We start from the raw sequence: 17,567 nt of genomic DNA on the forward strand, positions 1-17,567 counted from the left end.
TGCGCAGCTAAATGACACACTTGATGAGGTACGGGATTATTGTTTCTTTAGTTTTATTAATTACTTTTTTCTCTTGCAAGAAAGATGATGATGGGGTTGAGACTGTTCCACCAAGGGACTTATCAGAGGTAGCTTTGGAGAACGACAATGCGATAAAAGCATTTATGGAAACCCATTTCTACAATTACGAAGAGTTTCAAAATCCACCAGCTGGGTTCGACTATAAGATTAAGGTCGACACCATTGCTGGGGAGAACTCGGATAAAACCCCAATTTCGGAATCCCCTCTTTTAAAATCGGCTACTGCAACCGTTTCGGCTTCACAATTTGGTATTTCCGATGGAGAAGAAAACATTACCCATACCTATTACTATTTGGTAGCCAGGACTGGTGCAGGCGAAAATCCTCCTACAGTGGCCGATTCGGTTTATGTAAGGTATGAAGGCTACACATTGGATAGAACGTTTTTTGACAGTGCAATAAATTCAGGACGTTGGTTTGATCTTCAAGGAACTATAAGCACCTCTGGGGCCATTGCAGGGTTTAGACTTGGGTTGACCCATTTTAAGCCAGGAAACGGAATAATCGATAACCCAGATGGAACGTTTGAGGTTGAAGGTTTTGGTTCAGGTATAATCATTATGCCGGCTGGTCTGGCTTATTTCAATAGTAGTCAAGTAGGGGAGAGCTACGCCCCAATTGCATTTAATGTGAATTTATTAGTGGTGAATACTGCGGACCATGACAGGGATGGAATACCGAGTATCCTAGAGGACAGAAATGGCAATAAAAACCTGTTTGACGATGATACCGATGATGACGATGTCCCTGATTATTTGGATGGCGATGATGATGGTGATGGAGTTTCCACGAGAAGTGAGATAACCGATGAAAATGGGGAAATCATTATACCTTACCCAGATGCGGATAATGATAAAATTCCGGATTATTTAGATCCCGATACTAAATGATTCAAAAGATATAGAATGAAAAAGGGCCCGTCAAAGACGGGCCCTTTTTTATGGATTGAAATTTCCACTATAATTTTAAGGATAGTGCAAAGATAACTTGAGAAGGTCTGGAATCTACCCTACCGGATATGTCCGTAATGTTGTCGCCAATAAACTCGGCCTCGTTCTTAGAGAAGCCTCTTTCATAGCGTACATCCAAACCAACTCTTCCCAAATTGACGCCTACACCGGTATTGAGACCAACCGTAAAGTCGTTCTGGACATCCTCTACCTCAAGATCCCCTAAATCGTTTTTAAGGGTGTATTGGAACGCAGGTCCAGCAAAAATGTGCAAAGGTCCAATGATTTTGTATCCCAATAGTACAGGTAAATCTAATTTTGAAATGTCGTAGTCTTGGGAATCACCATCCACCTCATAGCTACTTTTGGTTTTGGAATATACCAATTCAGGTCTAAGATAAATCTTTGGAAAATCCAATTTCCCCCAGAAACCCACATGGTAACCGGCCTTTCCTTCGCCGCCATCCACGATGTCCTGTCCGGAGTCGCCAACGGAACTGATCAAATCCCCGTTCTTGTTGTAGCTTAAACCTGCTTTAATACCAAATCCTGAACCGCTTTGGGCAATTGCGGCAGACCCCAATAGGGCCATTGCTGCCACTAGAAGTGTTTTTTTCATAAGTATTTCGTTTTAATGGATTGAAGAATATCACACAAAAGTGATACCGAAAATTATTTTCGCTTCAATACCCTTAAAACGGCAGCCTCAATAGCTTTATTGTTCAGCCCATATTTCTCCATAAGCTGGTCTGGGGTACCACTTTCCCCAAAAGTATCTTGGGTAGCCACAAACTCCTGTGGCGTAGGTAAATGTGATGCCAACACTCTGGAAACACTTTCTCCTAGACCTCCCAAGAAGTTGTGTTCCTCCGCGGTGACCACACATCCGGTTTTCTTGGCCGAAGCCAAAATGGCGGCATCATCCAAAGGTTTAATGGTGTGTATATTGATGACTTCAGCGGATATACCTTGTTTTTCCAAGCTTTCGGCAGCCAATAGGGATTCCCAAACCAAATGTCCGGTGGCAATAATGGTCACATCGGTACCTTCATTGAGCATGAGTGCCTTGCCAATTTCAAATTTTTGGTCCACAGGGGTAAAGTTGGCTACTTTGGGTCTTCCAAAACGAAGGTATACGGGACCATCATGCTCGGCAATGGCAATGGTGGCGGCTTTGGTCTGGTTAAAGTCGCATGGGTTGATTACGGTCATACCCGGCAACATTTTCATAAGACCTATATCCTCCAAAATCTGGTGGGTGGCACCATCCTCACCCAAGGTAAGACCTGCGTGCGATGCACAGATTTTCACATTTTTACCCGAATAGGCTATGGATTGACGAATTTGGTCATAAACCCTACCAGTGGCAAAATTGGCAAAAGTGGAGGCAAATGGAATCTTTCCGCCAATGGTCAAACCGGCGGCCATGCCCATCATATTTGCCTCTGCAATCCCTACTTGAAAGAAACGCTCGGGATTCTCCTCAATAAAGGTTTCAATTTTTAAAGAACCAATCAAATCGGCGCATAGGGCCACTACATTGGGGTTGGTTCTACCCAGTTCTGTCATTCCAGCTCCGTATCCGCTACGTGTATCTTGTTTTCCTTGATCTGTATATTTTGTCATCTTGTGAGGTCTTCAGAATTAATAATCGCCTAGGGTTTCAGGGTTTTGTGCCAATGCGGTGGCCAATTGCTCATCATTGGGAGCTTTTCCGTGCCATGCATGAGTATGCATCATGAAATCTACGCCATTACCCATCTCGGTGGTCATGACAATACATACCGGCTTCCCTTTTCCGGTTCTGGTCTTGGCTTCTTTCAGTCCGGCAATGACCTGTTCCAAATCGTTACCGTTTTCAATCTCCATCACATCCCATCCAAATACCTTGAATTTTTCAGCAACATCGCCCAACGGCAATACATCTTCGGTAGATCCATCAATTTGTTGGCCATTTCGGTCCACGGTGGCAATCAGGTTGTCCACTTTATTGCCTGCGGCATACATAATAGCCTCCCAGTTTTGACCTTCCTGAAGTTCACCATCTCCGTGTAAGCTATACACTAAATGGTTGTCACCGTTGAGTTTTTTGGCCAATGCAGCTCCGATGGCCACAGACATCCCTTGCCCCAATGATCCAGAAGCCACGCGTACACCTGGCAATCCCTCATGGGTAGTGGGGTGTCCTTGTAGACGTGAATCTAACAATCGGAACGTGTTTAGTTCATCAATGGGGAAATAGCCCCTTCGTGCCAGTACACTGTAAAATACAGGAGAAATATGTCCATTGGACAAAAAGAAGAGATCCTCCCCGATTCCATCCATATCAAATCCTTCCTTGAGGTCCATAATTTCGTTGTAGAGGGCAACAAAAAATTCGGTACAGCCCAAAGAGCCTCCGGGGTGTCCCGAATTTACCTTGTGGACCATTCGTAAAATGTCCCTTCGTACTTGGGTCACTAAATCCTGTAATTCTTGTGTATTTGGCATTAGTATAAATTTAAAGCCCAAAAGTAACGGCATTCAGTGGGCTAAACAAGTGGAAATGGAAGATTTAATCAACGAGTTTGCACACAAACTTTATTTTTTTGTTAAGGAACGGGGAAAATGAGTTGGTTATATTTGCGGTCTTAAACAAGAACATTGAAATTCACCTTACTTCAAAAGGATAACAAGAGCAAGGCTAGGGCCGGGGAAATGATTACGGATCATGGTGCTATCCAGACTCCAATTTTTATGCCTGTAGGCACAGTGGCTTCGGTAAAGGGAGTGCATCAAAGGGAGTTGACCAACGATATCAACCCAGATATTATTTTAGGGAATACCTATCATTTGTATTTAAGGCCCGGAACCGGAATTTTGGAAGAAGCCGGAGGGCTCCACAAGTTTATGGGTTGGGAACGACCTATTCTTACTGATAGTGGGGGCTATCAAGTCTATTCACTATCAGGAAATCGAAAAATTAAGGAAGAAGGTGTAAAATTTAAATCACATATTGATGGTTCACGTCATGTTTTCACCCCTGAAAATGTGATGGAAATACAGCGTACCATTGGGGCGGATATCATCATGGCTTTTGATGAATGCACCCCATACCCCTGTGATTACAATTATGCGAAACGTTCCATGCATATGACCCATAGGTGGTTGGACCGTTGTATGGAACATTTGGAAAAGCTACCCTACACCTACGATTATACCCAAACCTTTTTCCCCATAGTCCAAGGATCTACCTATAAAGATTTGCGTAAACAATCCGCAGAATATATTGCATCTGTGGGAGCGGAGGGCAATGCCATTGGTGGCCTTTCCGTAGGAGAGCCAGCAGAGGAAATGTACGAAATGGCCGAGCTGGTCTGTGATATTTTGCCAGAAGACAAACCGCGTTATCTTATGGGAGTGGGAACACCCATCAATATTTTGGAAAATATTGCCTTGGGAGTAGATATGTTCGATTGCGTTATGCCAACCCGAAATGCCCGTAACGGTATGCTTTTCACGGCCCATGGGACCATCAACATCAAAAATAAAAAGTGGGAAAACGATTTTTCTCCGATAGATGAGATGGGCATCACTTTTGTGGACACTGAATATTCAAAGGCCTATTTACGACATTTGTTCGCCGCAAACGAGTATTTGGGGAAGCAGATAGCCACTATTCACAATCTTGGTTTTTATTTGTGGTTGGTACGAACCGCAAGAGAACGTATTTTAGCAGGGGATTTCCTGGAATGGAAAACCAGAATGGTAGAACAAATGGATAAAAGACTGTAATGCTCACCATACTTGACAAATACATCTTAAAACGTTATTTGATCACCTTTCTGGGGATGCTTATGCTTTTTGTTCCCATCGGAATCATGGCCAACTTGGCGGAAAAGATTGGAAAAATCATTGACAATGAGGCCCCCCTTGCCGAGGTGATTGTCTTTTATGGGAATTTTACTTTGGTGATCGGTAATTTATTGTTGCCCGTCTTTTTGTTTCTTTCCATTATATTTTTTACCTCAAAACTGGCCAGTAACACGGAGATTGTTGCCATTTTGAGTTCTGGAGTGTCCTATAGTCGTTTTTTACGACCGTATTTGATAGGGGCAACCATGGTAGCCATCCTTATTTTTATGATGGGGATGTTCATTGTTCCCCATGCCAGTATTGGATTTAATGAGTTCGAATACAAGTATTTTAAAAAAGGAAGACAGGTTCAGGTAACGGATAATATTTTCAATCAGCTTAACGAGAATGACTACCTCTACGTGAGCAGTTTTGATCCCAACCGAAAAATAGGGTACAATTTCACGTATGAGCATTTTGACTCCATTAAACAATTGGATTTTAAGATTTCAGCAAGTAATATCCGATGGATGGAAAAAGATAGTCTATACCGTTTGACCAATTATGTAAAACGAAAACTCCACGATGATGTGGAATACATTGAGACCAAAAGAAGACTGGACACCCTCTTTACGTTTAAAATGGAGGATTTAACCCCGGTTTCCTATGTTGCGGAAACCAAGAACCTTTTTGAGCTTAATGAGTTTATTGAAGATCAAAAACAAAAAGGGGCTTCCAATATAAATACATATGTGTTGGTCAAATATAAAAGATGGGCTTTGCCCATTGCCGCTTTTATCCTAACCATTATTGCCGTTGCCGTTTCTTCTGTAAAGCGTAGGGGAGGCATGGGGCTTAATCTCGCATTTGGTATTGGCGTGGCCTTTGTTTACATTTTCTTCGACAAGGTTTTTGGTACGTTGGCAGAGCAATCCGGTTTTTCACCCTTGTTGGCGGTAATCCTCCCCAACCTTATTTTTGGTGTTTTTGCCGTTTACATGCTCTTGAAAGCCAAAAGATGATGATCAATATAATCCTAATGTCTTAACGTTAAATGGTTTGCCTAATTTCTGTGGGTAATGCATAAAGTTTTATATTTGTCCCCACTATTTTTTAAGAACTGACTTTCCATGGAGTATTTAGATTTTGAACTTCCCATCAAAGAACTTGAAGAACAACTTCAAAAATGTATGGTGATAGGTGAAGAAAGTGATGTTGATGTAACCGAGACCTGCTCTCAAATTGAAAAAAAACTTCAAGAGACAAGAAAAGAGATATACAAGAATCTGACCGCTTGGCAACGGGTTCAACTTTCTAGACACCCCAATAGGCCATATACCATGGACTATATCAATGCCATCTGTGGAGATACGTTCTTGGAACTTCATGGCGATAGGAATGTCAAAGATGACAAAGCCATGGTGGGTGGTCTAGGAAAAATAGGCGATCAGACCTATATGTTCATCGGTCAACAAAAAGGATATAACACCAAGACCAGACAGTATAGAAATTTTGGTATGGCCAATCCAGAAGGATACCGAAAAGCGTTGCGATTGATGAAATCCGCAGAGAAATTCGATATTCCTGTAGTTACTTTTATTGATACCCCCGGTGCCTATCCAGGTTTGGAAGCAGAAGAAAGGGGGCAGGGTGAAGCCATTGCAAGAAATATTCTGGAGATGACCCGTCTAGAGGTCCCTATTATTTGTATTATAATTGGTGAAGGTGCATCAGGTGGTGCTTTGGGCATTGGCGTTGGAGATAAAGTATTGATGCTGGAGAATGCTTGGTATTCTGTAATCTCCCCAGAAAACTGTTCTTCCATTTTGTGGAGAAGCTGGGAGTATAAGGAAAAGGCAGCCGAAGCTCTTAAGCTAACCGCTTCGGACAGCAAAAAAATAAAGGTCATTGATGAAATCATTAAGGAACCCCTAGGTGGTGCACACGTGAATAGGGAAAAGACCTTTGAAACGGTCAAGAACAAAATTTCATCCCATTACGAAGAACTCAAAAAGTTATCACCAAAACAACTGATAAAATCCAGAATGGATAAATACGCCTCAATGGGCGTTTTCAATGGCTAATTCTTGTTTTTCAAAGGCTAACTTTTTTTATCAGGTTTTTTCCTCTGCTTTTTTTGCGTTATTAACAGAAATCGCAAGTTATTAACAGTAACTTTGTTCATTATCTGTGGAAATCGCATGATGTAAAATTAAAGTTAACTTAAGACCAATTAGCTACTTTCGCATTCATGGACAAACCTAGCCCAATCATCGGTCATAGAGTGGACAAATCAACCCTCATCAATCTAGAAAAAGGCAAAATACCGCCTCAAGCTGTTGATTTAGAGGAAGTTGTGCTTGGAGCTATGATGATTGATAAGAAAGGGGTGGATGAAGTAATCGATATTCTGCATCCAGATGCCTTCTACAAAGACGCGCACAGGTTTATTTACGAGGCTATCTTCAAATTGTTTGAAACTTCTGAACCTGTTGATTTATTAACTGTTTCAGCGCAATTAAAGAAGGATGGAAAGCTTGAAGCCGTTGGAGGGGACTTTTATTTGATCAAACTTACCCAAAAAGTGGCCTCTTCAGCACACATCGAGTTCCATGCGAGGATTATCCTTCAAAAATACATCCAAAGGAGTCTTATCAAGATTTCCAGTGAGATTATTGAAAATGCCTACAGTGATTCAACTGACGTTTTTGACCTTTTGGACGATGCTGAGGCCAAATTGTACGAAGTTACCCAAGGAAATTTGAAACGTTCCGCGGAAACGGCCCAAAACTTGGTGATCCAAGCAAAGAAAAAAATCGAGGAAATTTCAAATAAGGAAGGATTAAGTGGCATTCCTTCCGGATTTGATAAGTTGGATAAGCTGACCTCAGGTTGGCAACCCAGTGACCTTATCATCGTGGCTGCACGTCCAGGTATGGGTAAAACGGCCCTGACGCTTTCCATGGCACGTAACATTGCCGTGAATTCTGGTAACGCGGTAGCCTTCTTTTCTTTAGAGATGTCTTCCGTACAGTTGATCACCCGTTTGATTTCCTCTGAAACTGGGCTTTCTTCTGAAAAATTAAGGACAGGGAAATTGGAAAAGCACGAATGGGAACAATTGAACGTAAAGGTAAAGACCTTAGAAAAAGCCCCTTTGTTCATTGACGATACCCCTTCACTTTCCATTTTCGATTTAAGGGCCAAGGCAAGACGTTTGGCCTCGCAGCATAAAATAAAATTGATCATCATTGACTATTTGCAATTGATGACCGCTGGCGGAAGCCAGAAAGGAGGAAACCGGGAACAGGAGATATCCACCATTTCCCGAAACTTAAAGGCACTGGCCAAGGAACTCAATGTGCCTGTGATCGCCCTGTCACAGTTGTCACGGGCTGTAGAGACCCGTGGAGGCAGCAAGCGTCCGATACTTTCCGATTTGAGGGAATCCGGGGCCATTGAGCAGGATGCGGATATTGTATCGTTTATTTACCGACCTGAGTATTATAAAATTGACGAGTGGGATGATGAAGAGCGTACCCCCACACAAGGTCAGGCTGAGTTCATTGTAGCCAAGCACCGTAATGGAGGTTTGGATAATATTAGGTTAAAATTTGTGGGCGCTCTGGGTAAATTTGATAACTTGGATGACTTTGACTCCCCATTCGAATTCCAATCGAAGATGAATGCGGACGAGGAGAATCCCTTTGCAACCCCAAATCTTCCCAGTGCGGACGAGGCTTTTGGGAGCGCAATGAACAGTGACGATGACCCAGATGACAATGACGTGCCATTCTAATAAAGTTACTTTTCTGTCACCTCGAGCGCAGTCGAGAGGCGTCTTGCTTATTTTTTCTCTGCTCTTTTCCCTTTCCTCTTTCGCCTCTGTCATCTTAATTCCCATGGATGCCGAAAGTCAAGAAAATCACCTTAAAGCCTATGGGATTACTTATTGGGTACTTTCCAAACAGCAGAAGGTACAATGGCTCTTAAATTATCGTGGAGGTTCTTTCATGATGCCCGATGGCGAAGCTATCCGAAAAGAATGCCAGATTCGCGGCGTCTCCTTCGAGGTGCTGTCCGATGGGCAAGCGGAACAGATTTTGGATGAAATCAGTAGCCCATCCCAGAACCAAGATGCTGTTATTTTGGAAAAAGCTCCCAAGATAGCGGTATACTCTCCCAAAGAGAACCAACCTTGGGACGATGCGGTGACCATGGTGCTCACCTATGCGGAGATTCCATATATTACCGTTTACGATGAAGAGGTGCTGGGCGATAAGTTGGCGCTTTATGATTGGTTGCATTTACACCACGAAGACTTTACAGGCCAATACGGAAGATTTTATGGAGCCTACCGAGCTGCTCCTTGGTATATTGAAGGAAAAGAGCAGGCAGAGGCTTTGGCACAACGATTGGGGTACTCAAAAGTGTCCGACGAGAAACTGGCGGTTGCCCAAAAAATCAGGAACTATGTGATTGGTGGTGGATTTATGTTTGCCATGTGCTCCGCCACGGATAGTTTTGATATTGCGTTGGCAGCGGAAAATGTGGATATCTGTGAGCCGATGTTCGATGGAGACCCTTCAGACGCCAATTATCAAGGAAAGTTGGATTACAGCAATACATTTGCCTTCACCAATTTTATTTTGGAACGAAACCCACTTAGATACGAGTTTTCTTCCATAGACATGACTAACAAAAGGGGTAATGTGCCCAAAGAATCTGATTATTTTTCATTGATGGAGTTTTCCGCCAAATGGGACCCCGTTCCTACCATGTTGACCCAAAACCATACCTCTTTGGTTAAGGGGTTCATGGGACAGACCACAGCCTTCACTAGGAGCGAGGTAAAACCAACCGTAATGGTGCTGGGTGAAAATAAAATTAATGGAGAGGCCCGCTACATTCACGGAATCAAAGGGAAAGGATTCTTTACATTTTACGGAGGGCATGACCCGGAAGATTACCAGCATAGGGTAGGGGACCCCAAAACTGAACTGGAGTTACATCCCACTTCACCGGGATACCGTCTCATTTTGAACAATGTACTTTTTCCGGCTGCCCGAAAGAAAAAACAGAAGACCTAAACCAGTTTTTCCTTAAAAAAAGCAATGGTGCGCTTCCAAGCCAAATCCGCTGCAGCTTCATCAAACCGTGGAGTGGTATTGTTATGGAATCCATGGTTTGCCTCAGGATAAAAATGGACTTCATACGCTTTGTCCAATTCCTTGAGCTTGGCTTCATAATCTGACCATCCTTCATTGACCCTTTGGTCCAATTCGGCATAATGGATTTGCAAGGGAGCATTTATTTTTTCAACGTCTTCATCATTGGGTTGCCCGCCATAAAAGGGAACAGCGGCAGCCAAATCAGGAACCTTTACGGCCATCATATTGGAAATCCATCCGCCAAAGCAAAAACCTACTACGCCCACTTTGCCATTGCAATCTTCATGGTTTTTAAGGTAGTTGTAGGCAGCGATAAAGTCTTCCAGCATTTCATTGCGATCTCTTTGACGTTGTAGTGTTCTGCCATCATCATCATTGCCAGGATATCCGCCCAAAGGAGTAAGGGCATCCGGAGCCAAAGAAATGAAACCCTCCAGGGCTGCTCTTCGGCCTACATCTTCAATATAGGGATTTAATCCCCTGTTTTCATGGACGACCACTATGCCACCCATTTTGCCCGAAGCATTCTTGGGCTTGGAAAGCAATCCTCTGATATTACCCCCACCTTTTGGGGAGCTATAGGTAATGAACTTTGAATCCAACGAAGGGTCATCAGGTTGAACCACAAGGGTGTCCTTGTAATTGGGCATGATGAAACTCAAAAGGGAGGGCAGGGTAATCCCGCCAACCGCGTAGAGCGATAGTTTTTTCATGAACTCTTTCCGATCTATTTTGTTGTGGGCATAGTCATCGTAGAGATCAAAAACTTCTTGTTTAATGTCTTCTTTTTTTAAAGCTGCCATGGATGTATGGGTTGATGAATTCCTATGAAGATACAAATAAAATCCAGCAATATTTCTACTATTGGTCTCTGTAAAGTATTAATCCGTAGTGTTCTTGGATTGTCTTTTGGGCCATGCTTGACTGATCATATGGTTGGTTATTAACCATTCTCCATTTATTTTTTCATAGATTCTAAGATGATTGACGTACCGGTCATCCATTTTGCTTCCGTCTGGCCATTTTTGGTTCTTGCGGACATTTAATGATCTAACTGTTGCAATGGAATCATTTAGGAAGGTTATTTCATTTTCTCCGTAGTCATTTTCACCTGCCATGACAAAATCCAAATTAAAAATGAAACCAAGTAACTCCCGTAATTCAGTTTTACTCTGTACCCGATCACCAAAGGCATTGGTCCAATCTGTTCTGTCCGCATAATGTTTTAGAGCCAATTCCAAGTTTTTGGTTTCCCAAGCATTGTCCCATTCCTCAATGCTTTCATTGATTAGGGTTTTGGCATTGTCGTAATCGATAGGTGTTTCCGGTTTTTGGGTGTTACAGCCCATGAAAAGACCAAGTACTGCGAAGGTAAGTCCCAAACATTTCATAAGATTGATTTTTTATTGGGTTGACTTTATAGGGGGAGAAACACCTTTTTTATAAAAGGCTGCTAATCATAAATATATACAAAAAATCAATCTGTAAAATGGGATATTAGATAAGTTTCTCCAAAACCTTTTCCACGCCAAACTCATTATTGCTAGCAGTAGTGTATTGGGCTATTTTGAGCACGTTGGGGTGGGCATTGGCCATGGCAAAACTATAGTTGGAAAGCTGTAGCATCTCCAGATCATTGTTGTAGTCTCCAAAAACCATGACCTCGTTGGAGGTGATTTGGTGTTGGTCCATGACTTTTTGAAGGGCATAGCCCTTGTGAGCATTTTGATGTGAAATATCTACCCAGTTTGCCCCGGATACTTTCACCTTTAGGGAATCCTCCAAAGACCGTACAGCCGGATATATATGTCTCTCTGAACTTTCAAAATGGTAAATGGCAATCTTTAAGATTTCTGTATCCACCTTGGTTTGGTCTTCTACCACTTCAAATTCGGAGTAATATTCCTTGAGTAGTTTCAAAAAATCATCTGAATCTGGATTGGCAAAGGCGCCATTTTGACTGCAAAGCACCGGATGTGCATTGCTCAAGGGCTGTACAACATCCAAAATGCGGTCCACTTCAGATTTAGTGATGGGCGTAGTAAGCAATACTTCTCCTTTCTGTTTCACTAAAGCGCCATTTTCTGCAATAACAATGATATCGTCCTTTATGGAATGCAATTTGTCCACCATGCTGTTATATTGGCGACCACTAGCGGCTACAAAAAGGATATCCTTTTTTCTAAGCTCGTCAAAAATTTCAAAAAAACGGGGGCTCACTTCGTGATTGGAGTTCAACAAAGTACCGTCCATGTCGGTTACCACCATTTTGATCTGCGATAAATCCATTGTCCAGAAATTAAGCTGCAAAGGTATTTCTTATTGGGTGAATGCAAGAATCACTTTTGGTAAACTTTATATTAATTTTGTACCGCACTTTATATATCCATGGATTTTTACCAAAAAGAACTACAACTACAATCTTATCCCCGAGGATTCCATTTGATTACGGATACAATTTTGGACGCCATTCCTGAATTGAAAAAGATAAGGGTGGGAATGTTACAGGTATTCATAAAACATACTTCGGCCAGTTTAACGATCAATGAGAATGCCGACCCCACTGTCCGAATAGACTTTGAAAGCCATATGAATCAAATGGTTCCTGAAAATGCATCGTATTATGTGCATACCTATGAAGGGCCAGATGATATGCCAGCACATATTAAGGCCTCATTGATGGGCACTTCGGTACAGATTCCCATTACCCAAGGAAAACTGAACCTTGGGATTTGGCAAGGCATCTATCTTTGCGAACACCGTAACCATGCTTCGGGAAGAAGGTTGGTGGTTACGGCTTTTGGGGATTAATATCTTTTTTTGACGATTTTTTTGGCCCAGGTCTTGTACATTTTCCCGGAAGGATGAAGACTGTCGGATGCAATCAATGAACGGTTGAAGGCTGCTTTTTTGGATAAGTTGGTGATTTCTATAAACTGTACATTATATTGATTGGCCACGTCTTCTATAATGGAGTTGTAAGTCAGTAATTCTTCAGTAATCTTTTCTTTATCCTTAAAACGGGCAAAGGGAGTAACACTCCAATCAGGTATGGAAAGCACAAAAACATTATTGGGATTATTGTTGGCCAACCGGATGGCTGTCTCCAATAAGGCGGGAAATTCAGCTTTAAAAGTTTCAAGAGGTAGCCCTTGATATTGATTATTTACCCCTATTAACAGGGAAACCAGTTTGTAATTGGAATTTAGGTTTTCAGAATCAATTTGCCTTATCAGGTCTGTGGTGGTCCATCCAGCTTTGGCCACGATTTTGGGTGATGTGACTTGGATTTTCTTTTTGTTCAACAGGCTGACCAGTTGAGCTGGCCACCCATTACGTTGCAGTTCACTCGTGCCTTCCGTATAACTATCTCCCAATGCTAAAAAAGTGATGCTGTCGTTTTGTCCAAATAACACAGCACAATTCATTAGGATAAAAAAGCAGATTATAAAGGGGTTTTTCATGATGTACAATTTATGGACACCATAAAATACAAAAATCCCGCTCAATTGAGCGGGATTTTAATAAGCGGGGTAAGTTTATATTGATTTTTACTTTACTCTGTCCACGATGGCTTTAAAGGCATCGGGGTGGTTCATGGCCAAATCCGCAAGAACTTTTCTGTTAAGCTCTATTCCGTTGGATTTTACTTTGCCCATGAATTGGGAGTAAGACATTCCGTGCAAACGGGCACCAGCATTGATACGGGTGATCCACAATGAACGGAAGTTACGTTTTTTGTTTCTTCTGTCGCGGTAAGCATATAGCATTGCTTTTTCTACCGCATTTTTGGCTACTGTCCAAACGTTTTTACGTCTTCCGAAGTAACCTTTGGCTTGCTTCATCACTTTTTTTCTTCTAGCTCTTGAAGCAACTGAATTTACTGATCTTGGCATAATGTTTCATTTTTTTGTAGCAGGCGGTCGAGAATGATGAAGTTTTAAGTTGTAAATGCTAAATGATTTTTTCTGAACTTAAAACTAAAAACTTAACACTTTAAAGAGCCTGACTCCATGGTTATTAAATAATGTACCGGTTGAACAATTATTTTAAACGTAATTGTTCTTTGATGCTATTCACATCGGATTCATGAACCAATGTGGAATGCGTCAACTTAAGCTTACGCTTTTTAGATTTCTTGGTCAAAATGTGACTCTTGAAAGCGTGCTTTCTTTTGATTTTACCAGAACCGGTAAGCTTAAAACGCTTCTTGGCACTGGATTTTGTTTTCATCTTAGGCATTTTCCTAGTATTTAACTCCGCTTATTATATGCTGAACTTAGTTCAGTATTTTTATTTCTTATTGGTTTTTGGCGCAATGAACATGGTCATACGCTTACCTTCCAATTTCGGCATTTGCTCCACTTTTCCAAGTTCTTCCAGTTCTTGGGCCAGTTTCAGCAATAATATTTCACCTTGGTCCTTATATACAATGGACCGACCTTTAAAAAAGACATAGGCTTTCAGTTTGGCACCATCCTTCAAGAATTTTTCCGCATGTCGCTTCTTAAATTCATAATCATGGTCATCTGTTTGTGGGCCAAACCGTATTTCCTTGATGACTACTTTGGTGGCTTTGGCCTTTAGGGCCTTATCCCGTTTCTTCTGTTCATAAAGAAACTTCTTGTAGTCTATAATCTTGCAAACGGGAGGATTGGCGTTGGGTGATATTTCCACCAAATCCAATTCCTGCTCTTTTGCGATATCCCTTGCTTTGGAAATGGGGTAAACCCCCATTTCAACATTGTCCCCCACCAGCCTTACCTCAGGGGCTTTGATCTTTTCATTGATATTGTGAGGGTTTTTGTTTTCCCTCCTGGGTTGGGGCTTAAATCTTCTTCGTATTGCTATGACGTATACTTTTTAATTAAACTCAATTTTTTAGAACGACTTTAAGGTACTATTTATTTCAGTAGATACCAAGTCGGAAAATGCATCGGTGCTCAAACTTCCCAAATCTTCGCCCCCGTGTTTCCGTACCGATACGGTTCCGGATGCTTCTTCCTGCTCTCCAACAATGAGCATAAATGGGATTTTTTGAAGTTCTGCCTCACGGATTTTTTTCCCTACCGTTTCATTCCTCTTATCAATGAGCGCGCGAATTTCGTGATTTTCCAGTGAATTCAAAACTTTTTCCGCATATTTTTCATGTTTCTCACTGACGGGCAGAACAATAGCTTGGGTTGGAATAAGCCATAATGGGAAATTTCCTCCAGTATGTTCCAGTAGCAAAGCTACAAAACGTTCCATACTTCCAAAAGGGGCACGGTGGATCATTACCGGCCTGTGCAACTCATTGTCACTCCCTTTGTAGGTAAGGTCAAAACGTTTGGGAAGGTTATAATCTACCTGTATGGTGCCCAATTGCCAGTTTCGGCCCAAGGCATCCTTCACCATAAAATCCAACTTGGGTCCATAAAAGGCGGCTTCGCCACTTTCGATCACATAGTTCAATCCTTTTTCTTCTGCCGCATCAATAATGGCCTGTTCGGCTTTTTCCCAATCGCTCACATCACCAATGTATTTTTCAGGATTGTCCAAATCCCTTACGGATACTTGGGCCGTGAAATTGTCGAAGCCCAAAGAGTTCAATACATATAAGGATAGGTCGATCACATTTTTAAACTCTTCGTTCAATTGTTCCGTAGTACAAAAAATGTGGGCATCGTCCTGGGTAAAACCTCTTACACGCGTAAGTCCATGGAGTTCCCCACTTTGTTCGTATCTATATACGGTTCCAAATTCAGCATAGCGCTTGGGTAAATCCTTATAACTAAAAGGGGTGCTATTATAAATTTCACAGTGATGTGGACAGTTCATGGGTTTCAATAGAAACTCCTCATCCTCCTTAGGTGTATGGATAGGCTGAAAACTATCCTCGCCATATTTGGCATAGTGTCCGGAAGTCACATAAAGTTCCTTTTGGCCAATGTGTGGAGTGACCACCATTTCATACCCTGCCTTTTTCTGGGCTTTCTTTAAAAACTGTTCCAATCGTTCACGTAGAGCGGCACCTTTGGGTAGCCAAAGGGGAAGCCCCTGTCCTACTTTTTTGGAGAAAGTGAACAGTTCCAATTCTTTCCCCAGTTTTCTGTGATCACGTTTTTTGGCCCCTTCCAATAGCTCCAAATACTCGGTAAGCTCTTTTTGCTTTGGAAAGGAAATACCATATACTCGGGTCAATTGTGGATTGTTTTCATCACCTCTCCAATACGCTCCGGCCACACTCAATATTTTAATGGCCTTGATGATGCCTGTATTGGGGATATGTCCACCGCGACATAGATCAGTAAAGGTACTATGGTCACAGAAAGTTATGGTGCCATCTTCCAAATTTTCAATAAGCTCAACTTTGAACTCATTGTCTTGGTCCTTATAATATTGAAGGGCATCCGCTTTGGAAACACTGCGCATCTTGTAATCATGTTTGCCTCGGGCAATTTCCAATGCCTTCTTTTCAATGGTTGGGAAATCCTTTTCAGAAACCGTGTGCTCTCCAAAATCCACATCATAGTAGAACCCGTTTTCAATGGCAGGTCCAATGGTAAGTTTAATTCCTGGGTACAATTCCTCCAAGGCTTGGGCCACAACGTGTGAAGTCGAGTGCCAAAAAGCTTTTTTGCCCTCACTATCGTTCCATGTATATAAAGTAAGGGTGCCATCTTTGGTAAGTGGGGTCACGGTTTCCACAACGGTGTTATTGAATTTGGCCGAAATGACATTCCGGGCCAAACCTTCACTGATACTTTTGGCGACCTCCATGGGTGTGGTGCCTTTTGAAACTTTCTTTACCGCGCCATCGGGCAATGTGATTTCTATCATTCGTCTCCTTATTTTGAGATGGTGCGCAAAGATACTATCTTGAGTTGATGCTACAATACTTACATTATATATATGTATTAATTTTCTACATATGATAAGGTGGTTTTGAATTTTAAAAAAGTTGTATTTTTATCTGCTTTGTTTTCAATTAGTTGAAAGTTAATATGTCCAGAAGACAAAAAAACTCTTGTTTATTTAGGAAACGGTGTTACATTTGCAGCCCGAAAAACAACAAAGGGTTTGTTTTTTAGGTAAGTTCAGAAGCTCATTGATATACTGTTTTGATAAGTCGGAAAGGCTGGGATAATTATTTTAAAAAGCATTGTGTAATCAAAAAAAGCATTTTACATTTGCAGCCCGAAAAACACCAAGGTGTTTCAGGGGAAAGTTCATGTAAAAGGATTGTTTTTGAGGTCAAGAAAATGTTTTGAAATTTTTCTCAAAAAAGCTTGCTGGTTTAAAAAACAGTTGTACATTTGCACCCGCTTAACCAAAGAGGTAGAGCGGTTGAAGCCGAAAGAAGATTGATTTTAATGAAATTGAGGTTCGGTTTTGTGAATAAAGAAGTTCATATACATATTGTAACGACAGCGTAAAGAGAATTAAGAACCATTTTGATGCGGGGACTCTGGTTTCCGGGTGTCGGACAGACATTCAAGGAAATACAATGAAGAGTTTGATCCTGGCTCAGGATGAACGCTAGCGGCAG

At 41.8% G+C, this 17,567-nt stretch carries 18 protein-coding genes; 7 read left to right on the top strand and 11 right to left on the bottom strand.

The annotated features are described in order from the left end of the window. Window positions 1-23: 23 nt before the first annotated feature. A complete protein-coding gene (locus EZV76_RS14495) occupies window positions 24-971 on the top strand; it encodes an FKBP-type peptidyl-prolyl cis-trans isomerase (RefSeq protein WP_136567287.1) in 948 nt (315 codons plus the stop codon). A gap of 67 nt (window positions 972-1,038) precedes the next feature. Here EZV76_RS14495 and EZV76_RS14500 read toward each other — a convergent pair whose 3' ends face one another. The 3 genes from EZV76_RS14500 to EZV76_RS14510 are packed head-to-tail and all read right to left on the bottom strand — an operon-like array spanning window position 1,039 to window position 3,521. After that, on the bottom strand, window positions 1,039-1,650 hold the full coding sequence (locus EZV76_RS14500; protein ID WP_136567288.1) for an outer membrane beta-barrel protein: 612 nt from the start codon (window positions 1,648-1,650) through the stop codon (window positions 1,039-1,041). Between the two features lie 53 nt (window positions 1,651-1,703). Next, the gene (locus EZV76_RS14505) at window positions 1,704-2,657 is read right to left on the bottom strand and encodes a transketolase family protein (protein ID WP_136567289.1); all 954 of its coding nucleotides are present in this window, start codon (window positions 2,655-2,657) and stop codon (window positions 1,704-1,706) included. A gap of 18 nt (window positions 2,658-2,675) precedes the next feature. Next, the gene (locus EZV76_RS14510; RefSeq protein WP_136567290.1) at window positions 2,676-3,521 is read right to left on the bottom strand and encodes a transketolase; all 846 of its coding nucleotides are present in this window, start codon (window positions 3,519-3,521) and stop codon (window positions 2,676-2,678) included. 153 nt (window positions 3,522-3,674) lie between these two features. Here EZV76_RS14510 and tgt point away from each other — a divergent pair, with 153 nt between their 5' ends. The 5 genes from tgt to EZV76_RS14535 all read left to right on the top strand — a co-directional run bounded on the left by tgt (window position 3,675) and on the right by EZV76_RS14535 (window position 9,955). Continuing rightward, a complete protein-coding gene (gene tgt, locus EZV76_RS14515) occupies window positions 3,675-4,805 on the top strand; it encodes a tRNA guanosine(34) transglycosylase Tgt (protein ID WP_136567291.1) in 1,131 nt (376 codons plus the stop codon). Beyond that, complete coding sequence (locus EZV76_RS14520) at window positions 4,805-5,887, top strand: LptF/LptG family permease (protein WP_136567292.1); 1,083 nt, start codon at window positions 4,805-4,807, stop codon at window positions 5,885-5,887. The genes tgt and EZV76_RS14520 overlap by 1 nt, the downstream gene beginning before the upstream one ends. A 108-nt stretch (window positions 5,888-5,995) precedes the next feature. Then, entirely contained in the window at window positions 5,996-6,949 is a 954-nt protein-coding gene (locus EZV76_RS14525; protein ID WP_136567293.1) for an acetyl-CoA carboxylase carboxyltransferase subunit alpha, read from the top strand. 167 nt (window positions 6,950-7,116) lie between these two features. Further along, window positions 7,117-8,664: a replicative DNA helicase gene (dnaB, locus tag EZV76_RS14530; protein ID WP_136567294.1), complete on the top strand. Its 1,548-nt coding sequence runs from the start codon at window positions 7,117-7,119 to the stop codon at window positions 8,662-8,664. After that, window positions 8,648-9,955: an asparagine synthetase B gene (locus EZV76_RS14535; protein WP_136567295.1), complete on the top strand. Its 1,308-nt coding sequence runs from the start codon at window positions 8,648-8,650 to the stop codon at window positions 9,953-9,955. The genes dnaB and EZV76_RS14535 overlap by 17 nt, the downstream gene beginning before the upstream one ends. On the opposite strand, the gene EZV76_RS14540 is transcribed toward EZV76_RS14535, so the two are convergent. The 3 genes from EZV76_RS14540 to EZV76_RS14550 all read right to left on the bottom strand — a co-directional run bounded on the left by EZV76_RS14540 (window position 9,952) and on the right by EZV76_RS14550 (window position 12,325). Beyond that, the gene (locus EZV76_RS14540; protein ID WP_136567296.1) at window positions 9,952-10,839 is read right to left on the bottom strand and encodes a dienelactone hydrolase family protein; all 888 of its coding nucleotides are present in this window, start codon (window positions 10,837-10,839) and stop codon (window positions 9,952-9,954) included. The two genes, EZV76_RS14535 and EZV76_RS14540, sit on opposite strands and share 4 nt — an antisense overlap. Window positions 10,840-10,917: 78 nt before the next feature. Beyond that, window positions 10,918-11,427 (bottom strand): YybH family protein, encoded by a 510-nt coding sequence (locus tag EZV76_RS14545; protein ID WP_136567297.1) that lies wholly within the window; start codon window positions 11,425-11,427, stop codon window positions 10,918-10,920. A gap of 106 nt (window positions 11,428-11,533) precedes the next feature. After that, the gene (locus tag EZV76_RS14550; RefSeq protein WP_136567298.1) at window positions 11,534-12,325 is read right to left on the bottom strand and encodes an HAD family hydrolase; all 792 of its coding nucleotides are present in this window, start codon (window positions 12,323-12,325) and stop codon (window positions 11,534-11,536) included. Window positions 12,326-12,424: 99 nt separating this feature from the next. Between EZV76_RS14550 and EZV76_RS14555 the strand changes: the two genes are divergently transcribed. Continuing rightward, the gene (locus EZV76_RS14555; protein WP_136567299.1) at window positions 12,425-12,847 is read left to right on the top strand and encodes a secondary thiamine-phosphate synthase enzyme YjbQ; all 423 of its coding nucleotides are present in this window, start codon (window positions 12,425-12,427) and stop codon (window positions 12,845-12,847) included. On the opposite strand, the gene EZV76_RS14560 is transcribed toward EZV76_RS14555, so the two are convergent. From EZV76_RS14560 to thrS, 5 genes are all read right to left on the bottom strand, one after another. Then, window positions 12,844-13,500 carry an SGNH/GDSL hydrolase family protein gene (locus EZV76_RS14560; protein ID WP_136567300.1) on the bottom strand — a complete coding sequence of 219 codons (657 nt, stop codon included), beginning with the start codon at window positions 13,498-13,500 and terminating at the stop codon, window positions 12,844-12,846. The two genes, EZV76_RS14555 and EZV76_RS14560, sit on opposite strands and share 4 nt — an antisense overlap. Window positions 13,501-13,587: 87 nt before the next feature. After that, complete coding sequence (rplT, locus tag EZV76_RS14565) at window positions 13,588-13,932, bottom strand: 50S ribosomal protein L20 (RefSeq protein WP_136567301.1); 345 nt, start codon at window positions 13,930-13,932, stop codon at window positions 13,588-13,590. Window positions 13,933-14,080: 148 nt separating this feature from the next. Further along, window positions 14,081-14,278: a 50S ribosomal protein L35 gene (gene rpmI, locus EZV76_RS14570; protein ID WP_073181711.1), complete on the bottom strand. Its 198-nt coding sequence runs from the start codon at window positions 14,276-14,278 to the stop codon at window positions 14,081-14,083. A 51-nt stretch (window positions 14,279-14,329) separates the two neighbouring features. Further along, window positions 14,330-14,881: a translation initiation factor IF-3 gene (infC, locus tag EZV76_RS14575; RefSeq protein WP_262709767.1), complete on the bottom strand. Its 552-nt coding sequence runs from the start codon at window positions 14,879-14,881 to the stop codon at window positions 14,330-14,332. A 36-nt stretch (window positions 14,882-14,917) separates the two neighbouring features. Beyond that, entirely contained in the window at window positions 14,918-16,858 is a 1,941-nt protein-coding gene (gene thrS / locus EZV76_RS14580) for a threonine--tRNA ligase (protein WP_136567302.1), read from the bottom strand. Window positions 16,859-17,567: the final 709 nt, after the last annotated feature.

Source organism: Flagellimonas alvinocaridis (genome assembly GCF_004916895.1).
Classification (GTDB): domain Bacteria; phylum Bacteroidota; class Bacteroidia; order Flavobacteriales; family Flavobacteriaceae; genus Flagellimonas; species Flagellimonas alvinocaridis.